This window comes from Agromyces sp. NPDC029043 (assembly GCF_055564615.1).
Map to the genome: position 1 here is coordinate 57,638 of NZ_JBVHVX010000017.1, position 23,540 is coordinate 81,177.

General features: G+C 67.7%; 21 protein-coding genes. 14 read left to right on the top strand and 7 right to left on the bottom strand.

What is annotated here, in order from left to right:
• Nucleotides 1-36: 36 nt before the first annotated feature.
• From pgfA to ACZ4TW_RS18115, 4 genes are all read right to left on the bottom strand, one after another.
• Nucleotides 37-1,491 carry a cell envelope lipid trafficking protein PgfA gene (gene pgfA, locus ACZ4TW_RS18100; RefSeq protein ID WP_465544934.1) on the bottom strand — a complete coding sequence of 485 codons (1,455 nt, stop codon included), beginning with the start codon at nucleotides 1,489-1,491 and terminating at the stop codon, nucleotides 37-39.
• A 67-nt stretch (nucleotides 1,492-1,558) separates the two neighbouring features.
• The gene (locus ACZ4TW_RS18105; RefSeq protein WP_465544936.1) at nucleotides 1,559-2,881 is read right to left on the bottom strand and encodes an ABC1 kinase family protein; all 1,323 of its coding nucleotides are present in this window, start codon (nucleotides 2,879-2,881) and stop codon (nucleotides 1,559-1,561) included.
• A 99-nt stretch (nucleotides 2,882-2,980) separates the two neighbouring features.
• Nucleotides 2,981-3,376 (bottom strand): ArsR/SmtB family transcription factor, encoded by a 396-nt coding sequence (locus ACZ4TW_RS18110; RefSeq protein ID WP_465544938.1) that lies wholly within the window; start codon nucleotides 3,374-3,376, stop codon nucleotides 2,981-2,983.
• Between the two features lie 13 nt (nucleotides 3,377-3,389).
• Nucleotides 3,390-4,661 carry an MFS transporter gene (locus ACZ4TW_RS18115; protein ID WP_465544940.1) on the bottom strand — a complete coding sequence of 424 codons (1,272 nt, stop codon included), beginning with the start codon at nucleotides 4,659-4,661 and terminating at the stop codon, nucleotides 3,390-3,392.
• Between the two features lie 114 nt (nucleotides 4,662-4,775).
• On the opposite strand from ACZ4TW_RS18115, the gene ACZ4TW_RS18120 reads away from it, so the two are divergent.
• The 8 genes from ACZ4TW_RS18120 to ACZ4TW_RS18155 all read left to right on the top strand — a co-directional run bounded on the left by ACZ4TW_RS18120 (nucleotide 4,776) and on the right by ACZ4TW_RS18155 (nucleotide 12,447).
• Entirely contained in the window at nucleotides 4,776-5,819 is a 1,044-nt protein-coding gene (locus ACZ4TW_RS18120; RefSeq protein ID WP_465545034.1) for an NAD(P)-dependent alcohol dehydrogenase, read from the top strand.
• Nucleotides 5,816-6,610: an alpha/beta fold hydrolase gene (locus ACZ4TW_RS18125; RefSeq protein ID WP_465544942.1), complete on the top strand. Its 795-nt coding sequence runs from the start codon at nucleotides 5,816-5,818 to the stop codon at nucleotides 6,608-6,610. Before ACZ4TW_RS18120 ends, ACZ4TW_RS18125 begins: the two co-directional genes overlap by 4 nt.
• A gap of 78 nt (nucleotides 6,611-6,688) precedes the next feature.
• On the top strand, nucleotides 6,689-8,329 hold the full coding sequence (gene nadB / locus ACZ4TW_RS18130) for an L-aspartate oxidase (protein WP_465544944.1): 1,641 nt from the start codon (nucleotides 6,689-6,691) through the stop codon (nucleotides 8,327-8,329).
• A 221-nt stretch (nucleotides 8,330-8,550) separates the two neighbouring features.
• Nucleotides 8,551-9,396 (top strand): hypothetical protein, encoded by an 846-nt coding sequence (locus tag ACZ4TW_RS18135; protein ID WP_465544946.1) that lies wholly within the window; start codon nucleotides 8,551-8,553, stop codon nucleotides 9,394-9,396.
• 91 nt (nucleotides 9,397-9,487) lie between these two features.
• The gene (locus tag ACZ4TW_RS18140; protein WP_465544948.1) at nucleotides 9,488-9,796 is read left to right on the top strand and encodes a metal-sensitive transcriptional regulator; all 309 of its coding nucleotides are present in this window, start codon (nucleotides 9,488-9,490) and stop codon (nucleotides 9,794-9,796) included.
• 22 nt (nucleotides 9,797-9,818) lie between these two features.
• A complete protein-coding gene (locus ACZ4TW_RS18145; protein WP_465544950.1) occupies nucleotides 9,819-10,025 on the top strand; it encodes a heavy-metal-associated domain-containing protein in 207 nt (68 codons plus the stop codon).
• Complete coding sequence (locus tag ACZ4TW_RS18150; protein ID WP_465544952.1) at nucleotides 10,022-10,192, top strand: hypothetical protein; 171 nt, start codon at nucleotides 10,022-10,024, stop codon at nucleotides 10,190-10,192. The genes ACZ4TW_RS18145 and ACZ4TW_RS18150 overlap by 4 nt, the downstream gene beginning before the upstream one ends.
• The gene (locus ACZ4TW_RS18155) at nucleotides 10,189-12,447 is read left to right on the top strand and encodes a heavy metal translocating P-type ATPase (RefSeq protein WP_465544954.1); all 2,259 of its coding nucleotides are present in this window, start codon (nucleotides 10,189-10,191) and stop codon (nucleotides 12,445-12,447) included. The genes ACZ4TW_RS18150 and ACZ4TW_RS18155 overlap by 4 nt, the downstream gene beginning before the upstream one ends.
• Nucleotides 12,448-12,481: 34 nt before the next feature.
• On the opposite strand, the gene ACZ4TW_RS18160 is transcribed toward ACZ4TW_RS18155, so the two are convergent.
• On the bottom strand, nucleotides 12,482-13,945 hold the full coding sequence (locus ACZ4TW_RS18160) for an FAD-binding protein (protein ID WP_465544956.1): 1,464 nt from the start codon (nucleotides 13,943-13,945) through the stop codon (nucleotides 12,482-12,484).
• Nucleotides 13,946-14,233: 288 nt separating this feature from the next.
• On the opposite strand from ACZ4TW_RS18160, the gene ACZ4TW_RS18165 reads away from it, so the two are divergent.
• Genes ACZ4TW_RS18165 through ACZ4TW_RS18175 form a run of 3 tightly spaced genes read left to right on the top strand, consistent with a single transcriptional unit; the run spans nucleotide 14,234 to nucleotide 17,156 of the window.
• Nucleotides 14,234-15,319, top strand: a complete 1,086-nt coding sequence (locus tag ACZ4TW_RS18165; protein ID WP_465544958.1) for a Re/Si-specific NAD(P)(+) transhydrogenase subunit alpha — start codon at nucleotides 14,234-14,236, stop codon at nucleotides 15,317-15,319.
• Entirely contained in the window at nucleotides 15,319-15,624 is a 306-nt protein-coding gene (locus ACZ4TW_RS18170; RefSeq protein WP_465544960.1) for an NAD(P) transhydrogenase subunit alpha part 2, read from the top strand. Before ACZ4TW_RS18165 ends, ACZ4TW_RS18170 begins: the two co-directional genes overlap by 1 nt.
• On the top strand, nucleotides 15,621-17,156 hold the full coding sequence (locus ACZ4TW_RS18175; RefSeq protein ID WP_465544962.1) for an NAD(P)(+) transhydrogenase (Re/Si-specific) subunit beta: 1,536 nt from the start codon (nucleotides 15,621-15,623) through the stop codon (nucleotides 17,154-17,156). Before ACZ4TW_RS18170 ends, ACZ4TW_RS18175 begins: the two co-directional genes overlap by 4 nt.
• Nucleotides 17,157-17,331: 175 nt before the next feature.
• Here ACZ4TW_RS18175 and ACZ4TW_RS18180 read toward each other — a convergent pair whose 3' ends face one another.
• Nucleotides 17,332-17,460 (bottom strand): hypothetical protein, encoded by a 129-nt coding sequence (locus ACZ4TW_RS18180; protein WP_465544964.1) that lies wholly within the window; start codon nucleotides 17,458-17,460, stop codon nucleotides 17,332-17,334.
• Nucleotides 17,461-17,515: 55 nt separating this feature from the next.
• On the opposite strand from ACZ4TW_RS18180, the gene ACZ4TW_RS18185 reads away from it, so the two are divergent.
• From ACZ4TW_RS18185 to ACZ4TW_RS18195, 3 genes are all read left to right on the top strand, one after another.
• A complete protein-coding gene (locus ACZ4TW_RS18185) occupies nucleotides 17,516-19,294 on the top strand; it encodes a PI-PLC domain-containing protein (protein WP_465544966.1) in 1,779 nt (592 codons plus the stop codon).
• A 107-nt stretch (nucleotides 19,295-19,401) separates the two neighbouring features.
• Nucleotides 19,402-21,708: a SulP family inorganic anion transporter gene (locus ACZ4TW_RS18190; RefSeq protein WP_465544968.1), complete on the top strand. Its 2,307-nt coding sequence runs from the start codon at nucleotides 19,402-19,404 to the stop codon at nucleotides 21,706-21,708.
• Nucleotides 21,709-21,736: 28 nt separating this feature from the next.
• Nucleotides 21,737-22,585 carry an SDR family NAD(P)-dependent oxidoreductase gene (locus ACZ4TW_RS18195; RefSeq protein ID WP_465544970.1) on the top strand — a complete coding sequence of 283 codons (849 nt, stop codon included), beginning with the start codon at nucleotides 21,737-21,739 and terminating at the stop codon, nucleotides 22,583-22,585.
• Between the two features lie 184 nt (nucleotides 22,586-22,769).
• On the opposite strand, the gene ACZ4TW_RS18200 is transcribed toward ACZ4TW_RS18195, so the two are convergent.
• On the bottom strand, nucleotides 22,770-23,507 hold the full coding sequence (locus ACZ4TW_RS18200; protein WP_465544972.1) for a metallophosphoesterase: 738 nt from the start codon (nucleotides 23,505-23,507) through the stop codon (nucleotides 22,770-22,772).
• Nucleotides 23,508-23,540 lie beyond the last annotated feature (33 nt).

The window sequence follows — 23,540 nt, forward strand, 5'->3', positions numbered from 1 at the left end:
CACAGGTGCCCGAGGGAGTGCGCTATCTCCAGGTGGTCAGCTCTTGGTCGGCTGATCCGGGTTCTCGGGGTTGTCCGGGTAGCCCGGATCGTCCTCGACGCGCGGGATCTGCTCGGTGGGGCGCTCCCACGGATCGAGTCCCGATGCGGGGGTGTCGGTCTGCGGATCGATGGCCGTCGTCTCCGCGGCGTCGGCCTCGGGGGTGTTGAACCGGGTCGTCGCGGCAGCAATGGCAGAGGCGGTGGTCGCCGCCGCGGAATGCCGGGGGGTGCGCCCACCGTCGACGGTGGTCTGGGTGTCGTCGGGGTCGACGCGGTCGTCGTCGACTGCGGAGAAACTGTCGTCGGTGTCATCGGCGCGACGACGACGCAGCACCGTCCACAGCCAGGCGGCGAGGAGCAGCACGCCGAGGATGCCCAGGGCCAGCGGCAGCCAGACGTCACCCATCTTCAGCAGCCCGCGGTAATGATCGGCCTTGCTGGTCTGCAGGGAGACGGTGGAGTCCTCCCACTTGAACGTGGCCTTGAGCGCGTCGAACCGGAAGTCACGGACGGCGGCGGCGTTCGAGTCGCTCTGATCCGGTGACTTGAAGTACTGGTGCTGCTCTTCCTTGCCGTCGACGATCGTGCCGGTCTCGGGCTCCACCCACACGTACCGCGTCGCCGAGGCGTAGCGGTGCATGGTGATCTTGTCGTTGGGACGCACGCCGCGGCCGGTGATGCCCCACCACTTGGCGGGCATGGTCAGCATGGTGCCCAGTGCCGCCTCACCCTGCGGGTTGGGCAGGCTCGACAGATCGGTCTCGGGGACCTCGCTGACGAAGCCGTAGACCTTCACGCCGTCGATCGTCTTCTCCTCGAAGAACTTGGCGGCGTTGTCGGTGCGGGTGTTGAGGTCGTAGTAGAGGTAATCGCGCTTCTTGACGTTGAAGCCGAACTTGTACTGGAAGCCCTTGCGGTTGTCGAGGCGCACCGAGACATCCTTGACGTCGACACCCTCGGGGGCGGCCTCGAGCTGGATGTAGCTGACGGTGCCGTTCGGTACCGACGTCTTGCGGTTCACCGACACGTGATCGATGCTCGCGGTGAGCAGACCGTCATTGCAGGTGCGCTCGGCATCGGCGGCAGCCATCGTCGGGTCGGTCTCTTTGCCGTCGGCGTCGCGCAGCTTGTCGATCTGCACCGTCTGCGCGGACTGCAGCGTCGCCTGATGGCTGTCGGAGGGGTCGACGATGATCGACCGGCGCTGCTGCGTCAGATGCGCCGAGTACTGCTTGGCCTTGGCCTGCGAGACAGAGCAGCGATCGAAGATCGTGGCAGGCACGCTGTCGGCGGCGGATCCGTCTTCCGGGATCGACGCCGCGTTCGACGTGATGTCGAGGTCCAGCGGGACGACGCGCAGATTCGGCACCAGGAACAGTGGAATGGCGATCGCCGCGGTGACGCATGCGACACCGAAGAACGCCAGCAGAGCCGGCCAGAAACGTCTCATTTGTGACTCCTGTGATTACGCGACGCTGTAAGAGTAGCCGTGCGGATATCGGCTCGTGGCATCCGCATCATCGGCGCGCCCGATCGGCGCGGCGGTCGCGCTCGGCCTCTTTCATGATCCCGGCCATGTAGCCGTAGATCTCTTTGTCCGACATGGCCTTCCACCGTGGGGCCAGCAACTTCATGTACTTCTCCACGTACAGCAGCTGCTTGCCCACCAGGACCAGCTCGCGGGGCAGCCGGGCGTCGTGTGCTTTGGCGACCGCGGCCATCTGGCGGCCGAGGTCGCCGTAGGACATCGACCCGAGATCCGTCGTGGACAGCGGCATCGTGACCTTCTTGAGGTCCTCGGCGCCCTTGCTGGTGGAGCCGGGATTGTGGACCGCGCCGAGCAGGAAGATGGCGCGTCCGGCCGATTCGTAATCGCCCTTGACGATGAGATCGACGACGAGTTGCCGCAGGATACGGCGGGTGCGTGGGGTGAATCGGCCGGTGATGCCGAAGTCGATCAGGACGAGGGTGCCGGTCTCGTCGACCATGACGTTGCCCGCGTGCAGATCACCGTGGAACAGGCCGCCGTGGAAGGCCGATTCGAGCAGGGACAGCAGGAGGTTGCGGCACAGCGCGACGCCGTCGTGGCCGGCGGCGCGCACCGCGGCCGCGTCGTCGATGCGGACGGCGTAGATCCGTTCCATGGTGAGGACGCGTGCGGTGGTGAAGGCGTCGTGGACGTCGGGCACCCGCACCCGGTCGCCGAACGGGCCGTCGCGCAGGCACTCGTACCACTCACGCATCGTCGAGGCCTCGTTGCGGAAGTCGAGTTCGGCGTCGAGTCCGTCGGCGAAATCCTCGACGACGTGCCGTGCGCTGAGCATGCGGCCGTACTCGGAGATCTCGGCGAGCCCGGCGAGCCGCTCGAGGATCGCGACATCGGGGGCGAGGCGGTCGGCGATGCCGGGCCGCTGGATCTTGACGACGACATCCTCGCCGGTCGGCAGCGTCGCGGTGTGCACCTGGGCGATCGACGCCGAGGCGATGGGCTGCGGATCGAAGGTGGCGAAGACATCCTCGGGTGGCTTGCCGAACTCCTCGATGAACAGGGTTCGCACGGTGTCTGGATCGGCGGGCGGGACGCGGTCGAGCAGTGACTCGAACTCGCCGGCGAGGGTCTCCCCGAAGACACCGGGGCTCGAGGCGATGAGCTGGCCGAGCTTCACGTAGGTGGGACCGAGGTGCTCGAAGGTCGCGCGGATCTCGTGCGCCACCTGCCGGGTGCTGGGCCCGTGCAGGCGCAGGGCGCCGAGCGCGGTGTGGACGACGAACCGGCCGACACCTGCGACCGCGTGTGCCGCCGTGGTGCCGAAGCGGGTGATCTCGGCTACCGGGGACACCGCGGGCAGAGTCGATCGCTCGGAATCGTCCACGTCTCTAGTAGTCACCGCCCGACAGTGTAACGAGAACCGGTTCCGGGACGGCCCGGGTGGACCCGATCAGTCGTGGCCGGGTTCGCCGGTGAGCCGGTGATCGGCGTGATTGAGCCCTTCGTGCACCAGGCGGGCGACGTGACCGTCGCGGATCGAGTAGACGATGCGTCGGCCGTCTCGGCGTGTGTCGACCAGACCGGTGAACCGGAGTTTCGCGAGATGTTGGCTGACGGCGGTGCGCGACGCCCCGACCTCGTCGGTGAGCGCCGAGACATCGGATTCTCCCTGGGTGAGCAGCCACAGCAGATGCAGGCGGGTCGGATCGGCGAGCATCGCGAAGACGGAGGTCGCGGTCTGCAGGTGATCGGGATCGGGCTGGACGCGGTGATCCAGGCTCGGGGTGTGCGCATGCGGCGTGTGGGCTGTCGGCGGATGATCGACCACGATGCGGACTCCAGTCATGCGGGGATTCACGTCAGCGTAGTGCGTGGGCGGTCGGTTCGGAGGCGGCACGCGCGGTGGTGTGGAGCCAGACGGTGTCGTCGGTGCGGTGCTCGCCGCGGCGCCACTGGGTCCAGGCGACGATCCCACCGAGGACCGCGAGTCCGCTGAGGGCTGCCGGCGCGAGCCACAGCGCCTCGACCATGGCGAGCAGGCCGGTGAGGGGATAGCAGACCAGATAGGCCGCGTGCGATGCGGAGAACTGGGCGGTGACGACGTCGTCGATGGTGGTGGCGTCGGTGTGATCGCGGATGATCCGGCCCGCGGAGGTGTTCACCAGCGAGGTGCCGAGCCCGAGGACGGCCCAGCAGCCGAGCAGCGCGCCCGGTGTGGGTGCCACGACCAGTGCGGCGGTGACCGCGGCGAGGGTCAGCAGGCACAGGGCGGCCCCGGTCGCGGCGATGTGTTTCGGCGACGTCAGCCGTGCCGCGCGCGGGAACCCGACGGCACCGGTCAGCGAGCCGGCCCCGAAGGCCCCGAGGGCTACGGCGAGCATCGTCGCATCGAGGCCGAATGCTGTCCGGATGTAGAACACGCTGCCCACCAGAACCAGTGCGGTGGCTGCGGCGGCGCTCAGATTGACCGCGATGAGTCCGCAAAACACCTTGTGCGCGAGCATGATCCGGAATCCCTGGGTGCTGCGGACCAGGAACGACGACGACGTGTCCACGCCGGCGACCCGGTGCGGCAACCGTGCGCCGACGACGAGCAGCGCGGAGACGGCGAAGCCTACCGAGGTGAGCAGGAACAGGCCGGAGTACGGGATCACGGTCAGTAGCGCGGCGGCCAGCAGTGGACTCGCGAGTGCCTCGAGGTCGTAGGCGATACGCGTGGCCGAGACGGCGCGGGTGTAGTCGTCGGCGTTGCGCAGGATCTGCGGGATCGTGGCGGTGAAGGTCGGGGTAAAGGTGGCCGACGCGGTCTGCAGGGCGAACACCAGGACGTAGATCTGCCAGGTCTGCGAGACGAACGGCAGGACCGCGACCATGGACAACCGGACGAGATCGGAGCCGACGAGGACGGACCGGCGGGGGAAACGGTCGAGCGCGGCGCGCATGACCGGGGCCATCCCGACGTAGGCGATCATCTTGATGGCCAGGGCTATCCCGAGCACGCGTGCGGGGGCGTCGGGGGAGAGATCGTAGGCGAGCAGACCGAGGGCGACCGTGAGCAGTCCGGTGGCGATCAGGGAGATCACCTGCGCGGCGTAGAGGCGGCGAAACGCCGGATCGTCGAAGATCGACATGCCCCATTGCATCACATAGGTGCGCATATGCGCACATAAGTGACCTGGCATACATTCCGATCCGGCCGCAGACTTGAACAGGACGGGAAACCCACAACCGCTGAGGAGCTCATCATTTCCACCACGGTCAAGGCCTATGCCGCCACCGCAGCAGACCAGCCACTCGTCGCGACCACCATCGAGCGTCGCGACCTCGGCCCGCACGACGTCGCCATCGACATCGCCTTCGCGGGCATCTGCCACTCCGATATCCACACCGCACGCGGCGAATGGGGGCGGGCCAATTACCCGGTTGTACCCGGACATGAGATCGCCGGAATCGTCTCCGCCGTCGGCGACGAGGTCACCAAGCACGGTGTCGGGGATCGGGTAGGCGTCGGGTGTTTCGTCGACTCCTGCCGGGAATGCGAGGCATGTCTGGCCGGCGAGGAACAGTACTGCCGGCGTGGGATGACCGGCACCTACAACGCCGTCGGCCGTGACGGCGAGCCGACGCAGGGCGGGTACAGCCAGGCCGTCGTCGTCGACGAGAACTACGTCTGCCGCATCCCCGAGGGCATCGCGCTCGACGAGGCGGCACCGCTGCTCTGCGCGGGCATCACGCTCTACTCGCCGCTGCGGCACTGGGGCGCCGGTCCCGGCAAGAAGGTCGCGATCATCGGACTCGGTGGCCTCGGCCATGTCGGCGTGAAGATCGCGCATGCGATGGGTGCCGAGGTGACGGTGCTCTCGCAGTCGCTGAAGAAGATGGAGGACGGTCTGCGTCTGGGCGCCGATCACTACTACGCGACCAGCGACCCCGATACCTTTCGCTCGTTGCGCGACACCTTCGACCTGATCATCAACACCGTCTCGGTGAATCTCGACATGGCCGACTACATGGGCATGCTGGGCATCAACGGCACCCTCGTCGAACTGGGGCTGCCCGAGCATCCGATCGAGGTCCCGGCCTTCGCCCTGACCCGCAACCGGCGCAGCCTGGCGGGATCGATGATCGGCGGCATCGCCGAGACACAGGAGATGCTCGACTTCTGTGCCGAGCACGGCATCGGTGCGGAGATCGAGATCATCTCCGCCGATTACGTCAACGACGCCTACGACCGGGTGGTGAGCAGCGATGTGCGGTACCGCTTCGTGATCGATACCGCCACGTTGTGAGCACTCGGTTCCGGTTCGCCGACGTTCGCGGAACCCGTCTCGCGTGGACGCAGACGGGTTCCGGCTTGCCGGTGATCTGGGCGCACGGACTGACGTCGCAGGCCGAGGAGCAGGAGGCCGCCGGACAGTTCGACTGGTCGCCGGTGGCTTTGTCGCACAGGCTGATTCGCTATGACGCGCGCGGTCATGGACGCTCCGGCGGGGATGCCGTCGCGCAGGAGTACACCTGGCCCGAGCTCGCCGCCGATCTGCTCGGGTTGCTCGACGAGATCGTGCCGGGTCAACAGGTCAGTGGGATCGGATCGTCGATGGGGGCGGCCACCCTGCTCTATGCGGTGCTCGCCGACCCGGACCGGTTCGAGCGACTCGTGCTCGCCACACCGCCGACGATGGGCGAGACGAGGCGCGCTCAGGTGCCGATCCGATTGGCGTCGGCCGACGTCGTCGAACGGGACGGTAAGGCGGCGTTGGAAGCCCTCAGCGTCGACGAACCGGCGTCGCCCGCTCTCGCCGAGGCGCGCACGTTTGTCACGCCCATCTGCATTCGCGAGGAGATCCTGCCCGCGGTGATGCGGGGATCGGCGATCACCGACGGCCCGTCCGCCGAGCAACTCGCGACGATCGCCACGCCCACCCTGGTGCTCAGCTGGACCGGCGACGCCACCCATCCCGTGAGCGTCGGGGAGATGCTGGCCGCCACCATGCCCGACGCGACGCTGAACGTGGCGGCGACGCCGGCACAGCTGAGGGCGTGGCCGGGGCTGGTGGCGGAGTTCCTCCGGGCAGCGTGACCATCGGGCGTAGCCGGGCGCCATACAGCGGAGTAGAGTTTTCGACTGAGGATCGAAAACCGACCGGAGGTGGGTGCGATGACCGGCACCGAGCATGGCGATCGCGACGTCACGCGCGCCGATTTCGTGGTGGTGGGCGCGGGGATCGCGGGCCTGACGGCCGCCATCCGGGCCGTCGAGGCGGGTCTGGACGTGGTCATCCTGAACAAGGGGCCGCACTGGGAATCCGGCCGGGCCGAACAGTCGACGTCGACGTTCTATGCCCAGGGCGGGGTTGCCGTCGTGACCGTCGACGATCCCCATGATCCCGGCGATCCGACGGACTCTGTCGATCTCCACCTGCGGGACACCCTCGCGGCGGGTGCGGGATTGACCGATCCGCGCAGCGCCCGGCCGATCCTCTCCGACGGGTTTGCCGCGGTATCCGGGCTGATCAGCTGGGGTGCCGAGTTCGATCGCCGACCCGACGGTCGCCTGTCGCGCACCCGCGAGGGCGGGCACAGCGTGCGCCGCATCATCCACGCGGGTGGCGACGCGACCGGCGCGCGCATCCAGCAGGCGCTCGGCGCCGCGGTGACCGAACTCGGTGGGCGACGCGGATCGTCGACGTTGGTCTGTCACGACGACGCAATCGCGACGCAGGTCCTGCTCGACGGTGACCGGGCCGTCGGTGTCGCCTATCGGAAGGGCGGCAGGGAACGCGTCGTTCTTGCTCCGACGGTGCTGTTGGCGACCGGGGGCGCCGGGCACCTGTACGCCGCCACCACCAACCCGTCCGGCGCGACGGCCGACGGCGTGGCGCTCGCGCTGCGAGCCGGTGCGTCGGTCGCCGACCTCGAGTTCATCCAGTTCCATCCGACGATGCTCCACACCGACGGCGGCCGTGGGCGGCGCACACTGATCAGCGAGGCGGTCCGTGGGGAGGGCGGCCGCCTGGTGGATGTCGACGGTCGATCGGTGACCGCCGGCGTTCACCCGCTCGGTGATCTCGCGCCACGCAACGTGGTGGCCAACGCGGTGGAGGCGGCGATCGAGAACACCGGTCATCCCTGCGTCTACCTCGACGTGACCGGCGTCGACGACTTCACCACGCGTTTCCCGACCGTCACCGCGGGCATCGTCGCGGCGGGGCTCGACCCGGCCGACGGTCGCATTCCGGTGGTGCCCGGCGCGCATTACCTGTGCGGCGGTGTCGTCACCGATGCCCACGGCCGTACCGCGGTGCCCGGTCTCCTCGCCGCCGGCGAAGTGGCCCGCACCGGGCTCCACGGGGCCAACCGGCTCGCCTCCAACAGTCTGCTCGAAGGAGTGGTGATGGGTCGACGGACGGCCGCGGTGGCCGAATCACGGCGGGCCGAGCGTGTCGTGGAGGTGGTGCCGGGTTCGGTTGCGGTGCCGGTCATCGAGCGGAAGATCCTGCAGGACAGCATGTCTCGCCACGTCGCCCTGCGTCGCGATGCGGCAGGCCTGGACGCGGTGGCCGAACTGCTCGACGATCCCGAGATGCCGTCGGTGAACGCATCGACGGTCAGTGACATCGAGGACAGCGGGCTGAGGGTGGTGGCGCGCGCCGTGGTCGCCGCGGCGAGCGCCCGCACCGAGTCGCGCGGTTCGCACGTGCGCCTGGATCATCCGGAGACGGATGCGCACGGTATCTCGCGCGAGTTCCGGCTGGTGGACGGACGGATCGTCGACGACGTCGTGGCGGCGGCCCGGTAGCCGGAGCCTGAAGCTCGACCTGAGCGTCACACCAGGGTTCCACCGTACCCTCGCGACGGTGTCCGACTTCGTGTCAGACTGACCTCGGCATGTGCCCGATCGGGTCGGGTACCTCGCTGTCCGCTGGCGCCCGCACGCGCCGGGTCCCTAGACTTACTCCGCAGTAGTACGGGGCCCAGTGCATGTCATGCCAGAGGCTGCGTGAGGTGATGGGAGTCAGCGTGACCGACGAATTCTTCGAGATCAACGGGCACCAGTTCCGTGTGCCCGGGTCGACGTCGAATGGCCATCACGACTCCCTCAACGGCTTCGCGTCCACGAAAGGCTATACCGCACAGTATGGTTCGACGGATTCGCTGCCGCCCGCCGACGAGAACCGCTACCGCGGCGGACGCCGGTCGACGAACCAGCCGCCACCCGAACAGCCGTCCCCGGGCAGTTCCAGTCGGCATCTGCTGCCCGAGTCCGCACCGCGCGTCGACGACGGACTCGACACCTATTTCGGCTTGCCGGGGGAGACCCGTCGAGCGGATCCGCTGAATGATCCGCTCGCCGTCGATCCGTACTCCGACCCGTTCGCCGCGGACTCGCTGTTGAATCGACGCCCGGTCGGTGCGCAGGACCCGATGCCACCGGCGGAGGACCTCTCCTCTCCCCGATCGTGGGCGGCTCAGCAGGCTCCGCCCGTCACACCGCCCGTCACGCCGCCGGTGACACCGCCGTCTACCGCTGCGCCGGTCGCGGGGGTACCGGGGAATCAGCAGTACGTCGGGCGGCCGCCGTCGGACGGCCGTGCCCCGGTGCCGCCCGCCTCCGGGCGGCCGCCGCTGTCGACCGCTCCGCCGTCGGGTGGGCTGCGCGCACCGGCGTACCCGCCACCGGGACCCCGCGTGCAGCCCGGGCCTCCTGTCCAGCCCGGGCCGCGTGTTCAGTCCGGACCGCTGTCGGGCGCTCGGACATACCCACCCGCGACGTCGCCGAACCCGGATCTCGCGCAGGTCGCCGCGGCGCTCGACGACATCTCCCGGTCGCTCGCCCGGATCGCCGACGCGATCCGCCCGAAGTAGCGGATCATTCCGCCGTCGCCGGGCCGATACTTGCCGTGGACATACCATAGGGGGGTATGGTGTTGAGGAAGGTATGAACGAGAGGTCGACCATGGCGGAGAGTCCGCACGAGCACGCGCAGCACGGATACATCGGACGCAAGGACGACTACCTGCGCCGATTGCGGCGTATCGAAGGCCAGTCGCGGGGTCTGCAGCGGATGGTGGAGGAAGAGGCGTACTGCATCGACATCCTGACGCAGCTCTCGGCCATGACCAAGGCGCTCGAGGCCGTGGGATTGGGGTTGCTCGAGGAGCACATGAATCACTGTGTGATGCACGCGGCGCAGGAAAGCGACGCCGCGGGTAAGGAAAAGATCGATGAGGCGATGGCCGCGATCGCGCGGCTCGTCAAGAGTTGATCGTCGGAGTTGAGAGGAAATCATGTCTGTTACGACCACCTACACCGTCGACGGGATGACCTGCGGACACTGCGCGGCATCTGTTCGTGAGGAGATCTCGGAGATCCCCGGCGTGGAGAACGTCGATGTCACCGTCGACACCGGAGCCGTCGTCGTGACGAGTTCGGCTGCACTGGAACGGGATTCGGTCTCGGACGCGGTGACCGAGGCGGGGTACACACTGCGATGATCCGCAAGCTCGGCGACCTGTCCGCAGCGACGACGATCCTGCTGTTCCTCGTCGCCATGGCGGTCGTCTTCGGCGTGGCCTTCGGGATAGGTCGAGCGGTGGGTCCCGACGTCGAGGTCACCGATCACGGGCCGACGCACTCGATGACTCACGAAGGAGGATCATGACCACGCCCGCAGCGGTCGACCTCGACATCGAGGGGATGACCTGCGCGTCGTGTGCGAACCGCATCGAGCGCAAGCTGAACAAGCTCGACGGTGTCAGCGCGACGGTCAATTACGCGACCGAACAGGCACACGTCGAGTTTCCGACGACGCTGCAGGCCGACGATCTGATCGACGTGGTGCGGGCCGCGGGGTACGACGCCGCGCCGATCCCGGTGCCCGGTGGCCCCGGCGGCGACACCTCCGACGACACTTCGGCCGTTCCCGATCGTGCGGAACGGGAGTTGGAGAGTCTGCGTCAGCGGCTCATCGTCTGCGCGCTGCTCTCGATTCCGGTGATCGTGTTGGCGATGGTGCCGGCCTGGCAGTTCACCTACTGGCAGTGGCTGTCGTTGACGTTGGCCGCGCCGGTCATCGTGTGGGGGGCGTATCCGTTCCACCGTGCCGCCGCGATCAACCTGCGGTACGGGGCCACCACCATGGACACGCTCGTGTCCGTGGGGACCCTGGCGGCGTTCGGATGGTCGCTGTACGCGCTGTTCCTCGGCACCGCCGGCGAGCCGGGGATGACCCACGGCTTCGAGCTGATCCCACAGCGGACCGACGGGGCGTCGAACATCTATCTGGAGGCGGCCGCGGGCGTCACCGCTTTCCTGCTCGCCGGCCGATATTTCGAGAAGCGATCCAAGCGACGTGCCGGTGAGGCGTTGCGGGCGCTGCTCGAGTTGGGCGCGAAAGATGTTGCGGTACTTCGCGATGGCGTCGAGCGTCGGGTGCCGATCGATCAGCTCGCCGTAGGTGACGAGTTCGTCGTCCGGCCGGGTGAGAAGATCGCGACCGACGGTGTGGTGGTGAGCGGGGCGTCGGCGGTGGACGCGTCGATGGTCACCGGCGAATCGGTCCCGGTCGAGGTCACCGAGGGTGACGAGGTCATCGGCGCGACGGTGAACGCCAGCGGGCGGATCATCGCACGGGCGACCCATGTCGGCTCGGACACGGCGCTGGCGCAGATGGCCAGGATGGTCAACGACGCGCAGGCGGGTAAGGCCGAGGTGCAGCGGCTCGCCGACCGCATCTCGGCATTCTTCGTGCCAGCGGTGATCCTGATCGCGGTGGGCACCCTGGGATTCTGGTTGGGCAGTGGAACAGGCTCCGGCGGAATCACTTTCGCGTTCACGGCAGCCGTCTCCGTGTTGATCATCGCATGCCCCTGTGCGCTGGGACTGGCGACGCCGACGGCGCTGATGGTGGGCACCGGGCGAGGGGCGCAACTCGGCATCCTGCTGAAGGGACCTGAAGTCCTGGAGTCCACCAAGCGCGTGGACACCATCGTCCTGGACAAGACCGGAACCGTCACCACCGGCGACATGGCGCTCGAATCCGTCAGTGCCACCGAGGGATTCGACGACGCCGAGGTGCTGTCCGCTGCTGCCGCCGTGGAGCAGGCATCCGAACATCCCATCGCGACGGCCATCGTCGCCGGTGCGCGGGGCCGTGGACTGGCGATCGCCGAGGTCACCGATTTCGCCGCCGTCGACGGGGCCGGGGTGACCGGGGCCGTGGCCGGACGGGTCGTCGCGGTGCACAGTCCGCGCTCGGTGTCCGCGGCGCTACCGGCATCGGTGAGTGCCGCGGTGGACGTGGCTCAACAGCGGGGCGCGACCGCGGTGATCGTGACGATCGATGATGTGGTGGCCGGTGCCGTGGTGGTGTCGGACACGATCAAGGCGTCGTCGGCGTCGGCTATCGCGGAACTCAAGCGCATGGGTCTGCGGCCGGTGCTGCTGACCGGGGACAACGAGGGCGCTGCCCGCTGGGTCGCCGGTGAGGTGGGAATCGACGAGGTCATCGCCGGGGTCCGGCCCGCCGACAAGGTCGCGACGATCACGTCGCTGCAGGCGCAGGGGCATGTGGTCGCGATGGTCGGTGACGGCATCAACGACGCCGGCGCGTTGGCTCAGGCGGATCTGGGTCTGGCGATGGGTACCGGCACCGACGTGGCGATCGAGGCCGGGGACCTCACCGTCGTCAGTGGTGACCTGTGGGCTGTCGTGGATGCCATTCGGCTGTCGCGCAGGACGTTACGGACCATCAAGGGCAATCTGTTCTGGGCGTTCGCCTATAACGTCGCGGCGATTCCGCTGGCCGCCGCCGGGCTTCTCAATCCGATGATCGCCGGGCTGGCGATGGCGTTGTCGTCGGTGTTCGTGGTGGCGAACAGTCTGCGGTTGCGGGGGTTTCGGTCGGTTCGACGGTGAGCGGGTCTCGATACGCTCACTCCCTCGCCGTGTGCTATTCGACCCGCCGGTTGGCGGCGTGGCGGCCGGCCCGCCGGCCGAAGTAGGAGCCCTCACCGAGTTGGACGCCGCTCGCATATCCCTTGCAGTCCTGGGCGATGTTCGCGGCGCTGGCGCCCGCCGCGTAGAGGCCGCGGATGACGGTGCCGTCGGCGGTGAGGACCTCGCCGTCGACGGAGGTGGCCAGGCCACCCATCGTGAAGCCCGCGTAGATGGCCTTGCCGAGGGAGAGATCGTAGGCGGCCCACGGTCCGGTGTTCTGCGGCTCGAGCCAGTCCGCGGACTTGTGGAAGTCGGGATCCTCGCCGCGCGCGGCGTTCTCGTTGTAGCGCTCCATTGTCGCCACGAGCCGGCCGGCCGGGATGCCGAGATCGGACTCCATCTCCTCGATGGTCTCCCAGCCGTCGATCAGTTTCACCAGATAGTTGCGGGACGGGTTCATATGCGACTCGTCGACGATGAGGAATGCCGTCGAATCATCTTGTTCCAGAACGAATCCCGAAGTGCGGGCGTGGTAGGAGTCCTCGGCGACGAAGCGGTCGCCGTTCTTGTTGACGATGAGGCCGGTGACCATGCTGCCCGGCGGGTAGATCGGGGCGGTGATGAAGGCCTCGGTCATGTGGCGCAGCTCCCCGCCGACGGATGCGCCCATCCGCAGGCCTAGACCGTCGTCGTAGGTGTTGCCCAGGACGAACGGTTTGGACGCGAGATGGGGGACATTCTCGGCGACCATGTCCGGATTCATCACGAAGCCGCCGGCGGCGATGATGACCGATTGTGCCCTGATGACGCCCTCGGCGCCGGGACGCTTCCACGCGACTCCGACGACCGCACCGTCGTCGTCGACGACGAGGTGACGGGCACCGGTGTCATACCGGACCTCGGCACCGAGTTCGGCGAGACGCTTCTCGAGGAGATCGATGACCAGCGACGCGCCGCCGGTGTCACCCTCGACCGGCACCTTGTGTCCGCGCGGGGCGGGTACCGCCATGTTCTTGTACGGCCAGACCTTCTCGTTGCCGGTGAACATCAGGCATTCGGTGCCGGGGGAGATGACGGCCTTCTCGCCGTAGAAACTCCGCTCGAACTGGAAGCCGAGATCTTCGAGCCAGGTGAAGTGATCGACACTGTCGGTGCAGTAGGCGTGGATCTTGTCGATCTCGGGATCGACGGACGTGGCGATGAGGTACTTCTCCATCTCCTCCACCGAGTCGTCGAATCCGGTGGCCTGCTGTACGGCGGTGCCGCCGCCCAGATAGAAGAAGCCGCCGGCCATCGACGTGGTGCCCCCGGCGCCCGCGGCCCGCTCGATCAACAGCACCCGCGCGCCGTTCGCTGCGGCCTCGGCGGCGGCGCATCCGCCGGCGATGCCGAAGCCGACGACGAGAACGTCGACCTCATCGGTGACCTCGGACACCTCGGAGAGGGAGATGGTGTCGGGGATGTCGGTACCTGCCATGGGCATACGATAGCCGAACCACTAGAACATGTTCTATTTTTCCTCTCGGATGGGACGCATCTCAAGGAATGGTTCATCGATGCGCGTCAAGAGGTTAGTGACCTACCCGACTGACTGGGGTATCGGCACTTAGTGCATGTTAAGGTCGTCGCACATTGTGACCCGGGCGACAGCTGAAGCTGTCGCCCAACGCGTTGCATCGGCGGGGTTGCCTCTTGAATCCCCAGGATTCTCCCCCTGGCGACCGGCCGACTCGCAGGCGACGCGAACCAGAACAAGGTGAGAAACATGAGTGTGGGTGTCGTGCGCGAAACGGCTGAGGGGGAGCGCCGCGTGGCGCTGGTCCCCAAGGTGGTCGCTTCGCTGGTAGGCAAGGGCGTCGACGTCATCGTCGAGGCCGGAGCCGGACTCGGGGCGTTGATCCCCGACGATCAATATGTGGATGCGGGAGCCACCATCGGCGATCCGTATGCCGCGGACGTCGTGGTGCGGGTCGCCCCGCCCACCGAGGCGGAGATCGGCGCACTGCGATCGGGGCAGAAGCTGATCGGCTTCCTCGCCCCGCGCAACGCGGACAATCCGATCGCCGCACTGCGGGCCGCCGGTGTCGAGGCGTACGCCGTGGAAGCGATCCCGCGTATCTCGCGTGCCCAGGTGATGGATGCGCTGAGCTCGCAGGCCAACGTCGGCGGCTACAAGTCCGTCATCGTCGCCGCCGATCTCTCGACACGCTTCTTCCCGATGCTGACGACGGCCGCGGGCACCGTGAAGCCGGCGACCGTACTGGTCCTCGGGGTGGGCGTCGCCGGTCTGCAGGCGCTGGCCACCGCCAAGCGCCTCGGCGGGCGTACCACGGGATACGACGTGCGACCCGAGGTGGCCGAGCAGGTCCGCTCGGTGGGCGCGCAGTGGCTGGACCTGGGCATCGACGCTGCCGGTGAGGGTGGGTACGCCCGCGAACTCACCGACGAGGAGCGCGCGCAGCAGCAGCAGGCACTCGAGGAGGCCATCAAGGGCTTCGACGTGGTCATCACCACCGCGCTCGTCCCGGGTCGCCCGGCGCCGCGCCTGGTCACCGCCGCCGCGGTCGAGGGGATGAAGGCCGGCAGCGTCGTCGTCGATCTCGCCGGTGAGACCGGTGGCAACTGCGAGCTGACCGAGCCCGGGCAGACCGTTGTCAAACACGACGTCACCATCACCTCGCCGCTCAATCTGCCCGCGACCATGCCCGAGCATGCGAGCGAGCTGTACTCCAAGAACCTGTTGGCGCTGATCGAGCTGATGCTCGACGACTCGGGTGCCATCAACCCCGATTTCGACGACGAGGTGCTGGCCGCCGCGTGTGTCACACGTGAGAAGGAGGCGACCGCCTGATGTACACCGGTCTGCTGGCGAACATCGCGATCCTGGTCCTGGCCGGGTTCGTGGGCTTCGCCGTGATCTCCAAGGTACCCAACACCCTGCACACCCCGCTGATGTCGGGCACCAACGCCATCCACGGCATCGTCGTGCTCGGTGCGCTGGTCGTGCTCGGCAAGCTGCCCGCCGACGCCAGTTGGGGCATCCGCATCATCGCGTTCGTCGCGCTGGTGTTCGGCACGCTCAACGTCATCGGTGGCTTCGCCGTCACCGACCGCATGCTGGGCATGTTCAAGGGTAAGAAGGAGGCCGCCAAGTGAGCACCCTTCTGTTGGCGCATTCCGCGGAGAACGCGCACACCCCGAGCCAGGGCATCTCCTACCTGGTGATGGCCCTCTACATCGCCTCGTTCTCGCTGTTCATCTACGGCCTGATGGGTCTGACCGGCCCCAAGACCGCGGTGCGCGGCAACTGGATCGCCGCCTCGGGTATGGCGCTCGCGGTGGCCGCGACGCTGCTCTACGTGTGGAATGCCGGTGCCGCCAGCGCCGACGGACACTCCACCGAGAGCGTCCCGACGATCAACTGGATTCTCATCGCGATCGGTCTGATCCTCGGCGTGGTGCTGGGTATCCCGCCGGCCCTCAAGACCAAGATGACGGCGATGCCGCAGCTGGTCGCGCTGTTCAACGGTGTGGGTGGCGGCACCGTCGCACTCATCGCGTGGGCCGAGTTCCTCGAGACCGGTGGCTTCGCGAACTTCCACAACACCGAGCCCACCTCACCGCTGGTGACCGGCTCGCTGATCGCCGCGATCATCGGTTCGATCTCGTTCTGGGGTTCGCTGGTCGCGTTCTCCAAGCTGCAGGAGATCATGCCGAAGGGCCTGGAGAAGGCTTTCGTCAAGAACGCCAAGCTGTTCCAGCTCGCGAACATCGTCCTGCTGATCGTCGCCGTCGGCATCGCCATCTACCTGGGCATCAACGCCGCCAACGGCGGCGGGGCGTCGGGCTGGTGGATGCTGGCGCTGCTCATCGCGGCCGGTGTCATGGGCCTGTTCGTGGTGTTCCCGATTGGTGGCGCGGACATGCCCGTCGTCATCTCGCTGCTCAACGCCATGACCGGTCTGTCCGCGGCCGCCGCGGGTATCGCGCTGGACAACACCGCGCTGATCGTCGCCGGCATGATCGTCGGTGCGTCCGGATCGATCCTGACCAACCTCATGGCCAAGGCGATGAACCGGTCCATCCCGGCGATCGTCTTCGGTTCCTTCGGTGGCGGCGACGCCGCTGCCGGGGGTCCGGCAGGTGCCGCGGGCGGCACGGTGAAGGCCACGTCCGCCGCCGACGCCGCGATCCAGATGGCGTACGCCAATCAGGTCATCGTCGTGCCGGGTTACGGTCTGGCCGTCGCCCAGGCGCAGCACGCCGTCAAGGAGATGGCGTCGTTGCTCGAGTCGAAGGGCGTCGAGGTCAAGTACGCGATCCATCCGGTCGCCGGTCGTATGCCCGGCCACATGAACGTGCTGCTCGCCGAGGCGGACGTGCCGTATGAGGCGATGAAGGAAATGGACGACATCAACGGTGAATTCAACCGCACCGACGTCTCCATCGTCATCGGCGCCAACGACGTCACCAACCCCGCGGCCCGCAACGACCCGGGATCACCGATCCACGGCATGCCGATCCTCAACGTCGACGAATCGCGCAGTGTCATCGTGCTGAAGCGCTCGATGAGCAGCGGCTATGCCGGTATCGAGAATCCGCTCTTCTTCGCCGATCAGACTTCTATGCTGTTCGGCGACGCCAAGAAGTCGGTCGATTCGGTGGTCGAGGAGCTCAAGGCGCTGTAACCACACTCCAGAGGAGGCACACGGTGCGGCTCATCGGGTCACGAATCCTGTTCGTACTCGGCACCGTGTGCCTCCTCTGTGGTCTGTTCGCCGGGGTCGCGAATCGGGAGGTTGTCGACAGCGATCACTTCGCCGGGCATGTCGACTCGATGCGCCAGGACCCGGAGGTGGCCCGTCAGCTGGGGCTCATCGTCTCCGACCGGCTCATCGACGAGGCGCCGGACCTGGTCGCTCTGCGGCCACTCATCGAATCGGTGACGACGTCGACGATCTCGTCGCCGGCGGCGAGCGGTGTGATCCGCACGGCCACCATCCCGCTGCATCACGCCGTCATCACCGGGGAGAGCGGCAACGTCACCGTGCTGCGGATCGCCGACGTCGCGGCCGTGGCGATCGCCGCGCTCAAGACGGTCGCGCCCGACGTCGCCGCTCGCCTGCCCGCCGACATCGACGTCCAACTCGCGCAGATCGGCGCCACCGACTTCGACAGTCGGATCGTCGGACTGGTGCACTGGGTCACGATCCTCGCGTGGCTGTTACCCCTTCTCGCTCTGCTGGCATTGATCGCGTCGGCGCTGCTGCGCGACGGCATTCATCCGGTCTCGCCCCGCGGCGTGGGTCGCACGGTCGGCTCCGCGCTGATCTGGAATGCCGGCATCCTCGCCGGCATCGTGCTCGTACTCACCGTCATCGCCGCGATCTTCCCGACCGATAACCTGCGCGGTGCGCTCATCGTGGCGGGCTGGCATGAGATCGACGGCAGGCTGTGGATCTTCGCGGGGCTCGCTCTGCTCGGCGGACTGGTGCTGCACGCGATCAGCGGGGTGCACGCCATTCCCGAAGACGCGTCGGAGTGGAAGACCCTCGGTCAACGGTTCACCGCCCGACCCCACTCGCCCACGATGCTCGCCGCCCGGGGTGGAGTACTGGTGGCGATCGGCGCGCTGACCGCGGTGCGGCCGCTGGCCGTGTTGGCCTTCGCGGCGACGGCGATCGGGGTGGGGCTGCTGGTGTACGGCGCCCGGGACGTGCTGTTCGCGGTCCTGAGATGGTGGCGGTCGGATAGTCGGCGGGTGCAGGTGGAGCGGGTGTATCGGCCGGTGATCGCCGTCGGTGTGGTCGTCGTGCTGGCCGGTACCTTCGCCTATCTGGCGTGGCCGCGCGGGCAGGTGCTCACCGCGTTGACGGGGGCGTCGTCGGGAGATCCGGACGGCTGCAACGGATATGTCGAACTGTGCGACCGGCCCTACAACGAGGTCGCATTCCCGGCGACGCACAATTCGATGTCGGCGCAGGACGCGCCGGGCTGGTTCATCGGGGAACAGCCGACCGGGGTGATGGGTCAGCTGCGCGATGGCGTGCGGGTCTTTCTGGTGGACAGCTGGTTCGGTCAGATGTCGAACCGTCCGCCGATCGTGGCCAATACCGCCGACGGGCATGCCGAAGCACTGGCCGCCGCCGAGGAGACCTACGGCAAGGAAGTCGTCGCGAGCGCGTTGCGGCTGCGCAACGCCGCCGATCTGGATCCGGTCGGCCCGGTGAAACCGTATCTGTGCCACGAACTCTGCGAGCTCGGCTCCACCGAGTGGCTGCCGCTGATGAAGCAGGTACGGCAGTGGATGGACGAGCATCCGCGCGAGGTCGTCACCTTCTTCGTCCAGGACAAGGTGCCGCCGGCCGATGTGGAGAAGCTGTTGCGCGAGGCGGGACTCTATGACCGGCTCTACACCCCGACGCGTGGTGAGCCGTGGCCGACGCTGCAGCAGATGATCGACAGCAAACGGCAGCTCGTCTGGCTGCACGAGAACGTCGGCGGCGGCGCCGAACGGCCCTGGCTGCTCGACGGCAACGAGTGGGTGCAGGACACGCCCTACGAGTTCAAGACCGCCGAACAGTTCACGTGCGCCGCGAACCGCGGACCCGCCGATGCGCCGCTCTTCCTCGTGAATCATTGGCTGAGCAACTTCTCGCGTCGCATAGCGGACGCCCACATCGTCAATGCCGAGGGCGTGTTGCTGCCGCGACTGGAGAAGTGCCGGGAGGAACGCGGGCAGATCCCGAATTATGTTGCGGTGGATAACTATTCAATTGGCGACTTGTTTGAATCGGTCGACCGACTCAATGGTGTCGGGTCGTAGGGCCGCGTGACCGTGCCCACAGCAACGGGGCAAATCGGACAACTCTCACACGGGTGAATTCGGGTCCGGAAACCTCCTGTCAACCTTTGATCGCTACCGTTCACTGCATGACAAAGTTTGGGGGAACGACCTTGCTCCGCTACGACGTCCCGGCGTCGTTGGTGGTTTTTCTTGTGGCACTGCCACTTTCGTTGGGTATCGCGGTCGCCTCGGATGCGCCCGTGATGGCCGGACTGATCGCCGCGGTGATCGGTGGGGTGGTGGCCGGTGCGGTGGGTGGCTCTCCGTTGCAGGTCTCCGGACCGGCCGCGGGGCTCACCGTGGTGGTCGCGGAACTGGTCGCGAACTTCGGGTGGAAGGTCACCTGCCTGATCACGGTGGGCGCGGGCATTCTGCAGGTCATCTTCGGCCTCAGCCGAATCGCGGTGGCCGCGTTGGCGATTGCGCCGGTCGTGGTGCACGCGATGCTCGCCGGGATCGGCATCACCATCGCCCTGCAGCAGATTCACGTGCTGCTGGGTGGTGCGTCGGCGAGTTCGGCGTGGGCCAACCTCACCGAGTTGCCCGGGCGGATCGTCGATCTGCACTGGCCGGATGTGATCATCGGCGGGCTCGTCATCGCGATCATGCTGGCGTGGACGTCGGCTCCGGTGGCGGTGCGCAGGATTCCCGGGCCCCTGGTGGCGATTGCCGCGGCGACGGCCGTCGCCGTGATACTGCGCCTCGACGTGGACCGGATCACGTTGGACGGCAACTTCTTCGACGCGATCGCGCTGCCGGAGATGCCGACCGGCAACTGGGGCGCGGTCGCCCTCGGCATGCTTACCGTCGCGCTGATCGCGAGCGTCGAATCGCTGCTGTCGGCGGTCGCCGTGGACAAGATGCACGACGGCCCGCGCAGCGACTTCAACCGCGAACTGCTCGGGCAGGGCAGCGCGAACATCGCGTCGGGCCTGGTCGGTGGACTGCCGGTGACCGGTGTCATCGTCCGCAGCTCCACCAATGTCGCCAGCGGTGCCAAGACGCGGGCTTCGGCTGTGCTGCACGGGATCTGGGTGTTGGTCTTCGCGGTGCTGCTGACCCCGCTGGTCGAGCAGATCCCGCTGGCCGCACTGGCCGGCCTGCTCGTGGTGATCGGTCTGCAACTGGTGAAGCTCGCTCACCTGCGCAGTGCGCGCAACACCGGCGACCTGTGGGTGTACGGCGTCACAGTGACCGCGGTCGTCTTCCTGAATCTGCTCGAGGGCGTGGGGATCGGGCTGTTCCTGGCGATCGCGTTGGTCGTGTACCGCGTGGTGCGCGCCGACATCAGTGCCGAGGCGTTCGGCACCGAGGGATCCCGCCAGTGGACTGTGCGGGTGCGGGGCTCGCTGAGCTTCCTGGCGCTGCCCGCCCTGAACAAGACGCTGCGCTCGGTGCCCGACGCTGCTCATGTGACCCTGGACCTCGACACCGACTTCCTCGATCACGCCGCCCAGGAGATGATCGTCGACTGGGTACGTGCCCATGAGGCAGGTGGCGGAACGGTGCTGGTCAACGAGCACGGTAGTGCCCACCTGGCGGATGCGCCGGTCGCTCCGCCGCGACGCCACACGGGCGTGTTGCCCGCCGGTCTCACGCCGTGGCGGCACCGACGGGCTCAGGTGGCCGACGCCGTCGAGGTGGAGGCCTCGCCGACGACACGCTCGATCTTCCGTGGCACCATCCTGCGCGGGATCTCGGAGTATCACCGCGATCACGCCGAGCGGCTGCGCGCCACCACGCGGGATGTGACCGACGAGCAGGAACCGGACTCGCTGTTCCTCACGTGCGCGGACTCGCGCATCCTGCCCAACGTCATCACCTCCAGCGGACCCGGCGATCTGTTCACCATCCGTAACGTCGGGAACTTCGTGCCGGCGTGCGGATCGTCGGATCAATCCGTCGACGCCGCACTGGGATTCGCCGTCGATGAACTCGGCGTGACGTCGGTCGTCGTGTGCGGGCACTCGTCGTGCGGCGCGATGCGGGCGCTGCTCGCCGACACGGACCCGGCCGATGCGTCGTCGACGGATCCGGTGCGGGCGTGGCTGCGGCACGGGGTGTCGAGCGTCGTCGCGTTGCGGCTCGGCCATCCCGCCGGGCGTGCGGCCGCGGAGGCGGGTCTCGCCGAGGCCGATCAGCTCGCGGTCGTCAATGTCGCCAAGCAGATCGAGACATTGATGCGCCATCCCGTCGTCGGTCGTGCCGCGGCCGATGGCCGATTGCGGGTCATCGGCCTGTACTTCGACATCTCCTCGGCCCAGGTCTACGAGGTGACCGCCACCGGGCTGCGTCCGGCGGGCCCTGCCGCAGCGGCGGAGCGGATGCTGGCGGGGTCGGCGACGGCGTCGGTGGATGGGTCGGCGGTGGCGACGGCGTCGACGGTGGAGTAGTGCTGCGCGCACCTGCCATAGTGGCGGTATGAGTTCACTGCAGCGCAAGGTCTCCAACACCATCGCCGACGTGATGCAGCGACGGACGCTGCTCCCCGGTGCGGTCGCGACCATTGTCGACGGCAAAGGTCGTGACCTGCGAGGACTGCGGATCGTGGTGACCGGGGCGTCGGCGGGTATCGGGCGCGAGGCAGTACGTCAGCTGACCGCGGCCGGCGTCAGTGTGATCGCGGTGGCGCGTCGTGAGGAGGAGTTGCGCTCGCTCGCGGAGGAGACCGGCTGCTGCTACCGCGTCTGCGACCTGTCGTCGGAGGCGGAGATCGACAAGCTCGTCGCGGCGCTGGCCGGTGAGCGGATCGATGCGCTCGTCAACAACGCGGGCCGGTCGATCCGGCGCCCGATCATCGAGTCCACCGATCGTCTGCACGACTATCAGCGGACCATGCAGCTCAACTACTTCGCCGCCGTTCAACTGACGCTGGGCCTGCTGCCGGGCATGGTGGAACGCGGACGCGGACAGATCGTGAACGTGTGCACCTGGGGCCTGATGGCCAACACCTTCCCGCGGTTCTCGGCGTACGCGGCGTCGAAGAACGCGCTGGCGATCTTCGGTCGTAGCCTCAACGCGGAGCGCCCTCACCCGGACGTCAAGGCGACGAACGTCTACTTTCCGCTGGTGCGGACCGAGATGATCTCGCCCACAGCCGAATACGACGAGGCTCCGGCGCTCGACGTCGAGGAGGCCGGGCGGTGGATCGTGCGGGCCGTCACTCATCAGCAGACCTCGGTGGCACCCGCCGCGCTACGCGCGGTCCTGCCGGTGATCGATTACGTCGCGCCCAGCGCCTCGGATCGCGCGATCGCGTCGCTCACGTAGTGGGTCGGCTGCGCAGAGCGGGGGAAGAACCGTCCCGCGCGGCGTCGGCTCCAGGGTGCGCCCCGATCCTCCCGGACGGCCCGCAGTTCGGCCTGCGGTGCGCGGACGTAATCGCATCGGCAGATCCCTCGATCCGGGTGATCGGACTGGTCGCCGAGGATGCGGCCCTGCGAGTCATGGCCGGCTAGAACATCACCGCACGGAAATGGGTGGTGAGCCGCTCGTCGTCGAGGATGTGGAAGGCGATGCCGGGTGGCTGGCCGCGGTTGACGATGTCCTTGCCCTCGAAGGGGAGGTTCAACGTCGACGACACGCCCGGCGCCAGGCACAGGGGGCGGCCGGCGAAGGTGGTGACCGCGCCGGTGTGCGCGTGTCCGCAGAGGAACGCGACGATGTTGGGGTGCCGCGCCACGAGGTCGACGAGGCGCTCCTCGCCGGTCTGCCGGATGGTGTCCATGAACGCCATGTGCAGGATGACCGGCGGATGGTGGAAGGCGACGAAGACGGGGACATCCGGACCGGCGCGCTGGATCTGGATGTCGAGCCACTCGATGCTGGTGTCCTCGATGAAGCCGTCGTTGCGCCCGGGGATCGACGAATCGACCAGACAGAACAGCACGCCGTCGATGATCTGTGACCAGTTCACCGGCTGTGATCCGGGAGTGCCGAGGAGTCCGGCGTTGAATCGCTCGCGGTTGTCGTGATTGCCCGCGGTGATCAGCATCGGCAGTGGTGAATCGAGGACGCCGAAGGCCTCGCGGTACTCCGCCTCCGTGCCTTCGTCGGCGATGTCACCGGTGATGACGAGCGCATTGATGCCATCGGCGCGAGCGTTGATGTAGCTCAGCGTCGACTCGATGCGACTGCGATTGAACCGCGTGCCATTGAAATGCAGGTCGCTGATGTGGGCGACGACGAACATTCGAGTCACCCTAGTCGGGCGCGATGGCCGCGG

Coding starts and splice junctions, on each gene's coding strand:
- ACZ4TW_RS18170 (WP_465544960.1), top strand. CDS start 15,319: ATGTACACCGGTCTGCTGGCGAACATCGCGATCCTGGTCCTGGCCGGG.
- ACZ4TW_RS18110 (WP_465544938.1), bottom strand. CDS start 3,376: ATGACTGGAGTCCGCATCGTGGTCGATCATCCGCCGACAGCCCACACG.
- ACZ4TW_RS18190 (WP_465544968.1), top strand. CDS start 19,402: ATGACAAAGTTTGGGGGAACGACCTTGCTCCGCTACGACGTCCCGGCG.
- nadB (WP_465544944.1), top strand. CDS start 6,689: ATGACCGGCACCGAGCATGGCGATCGCGACGTCACGCGCGCCGATTTC.
- ACZ4TW_RS18140 (WP_465544948.1), top strand. CDS start 9,488: ATGGCGGAGAGTCCGCACGAGCACGCGCAGCACGGATACATCGGACGC.
- ACZ4TW_RS18155 (WP_465544954.1), top strand. CDS start 10,189: ATGACCACGCCCGCAGCGGTCGACCTCGACATCGAGGGGATGACCTGC.
- ACZ4TW_RS18195 (WP_465544970.1), top strand. CDS start 21,737: ATGAGTTCACTGCAGCGCAAGGTCTCCAACACCATCGCCGACGTGATG.
- ACZ4TW_RS18165 (WP_465544958.1), top strand. CDS start 14,234: ATGAGTGTGGGTGTCGTGCGCGAAACGGCTGAGGGGGAGCGCCGCGTG.
- ACZ4TW_RS18160 (WP_465544956.1), bottom strand. CDS start 13,945: ATGGCAGGTACCGACATCCCCGACACCATCTCCCTCTCCGAGGTGTCC.
- ACZ4TW_RS18115 (WP_465544940.1), bottom strand. CDS start 4,661: ATGTCGATCTTCGACGATCCGGCGTTTCGCCGCCTCTACGCCGCGCAG.
- ACZ4TW_RS18200 (WP_465544972.1), bottom strand. CDS start 23,507: ATGTTCGTCGTCGCCCACATCAGCGACCTGCATTTCAATGGCACGCGG.
- ACZ4TW_RS18150 (WP_465544952.1), top strand. CDS start 10,022: ATGATCCGCAAGCTCGGCGACCTGTCCGCAGCGACGACGATCCTGCTG.
- pgfA (WP_465544934.1), bottom strand. CDS start 1,491: ATGAGACGTTTCTGGCCGGCTCTGCTGGCGTTCTTCGGTGTCGCATGC.
- ACZ4TW_RS18145 (WP_465544950.1), top strand. CDS start 9,819: ATGTCTGTTACGACCACCTACACCGTCGACGGGATGACCTGCGGACAC.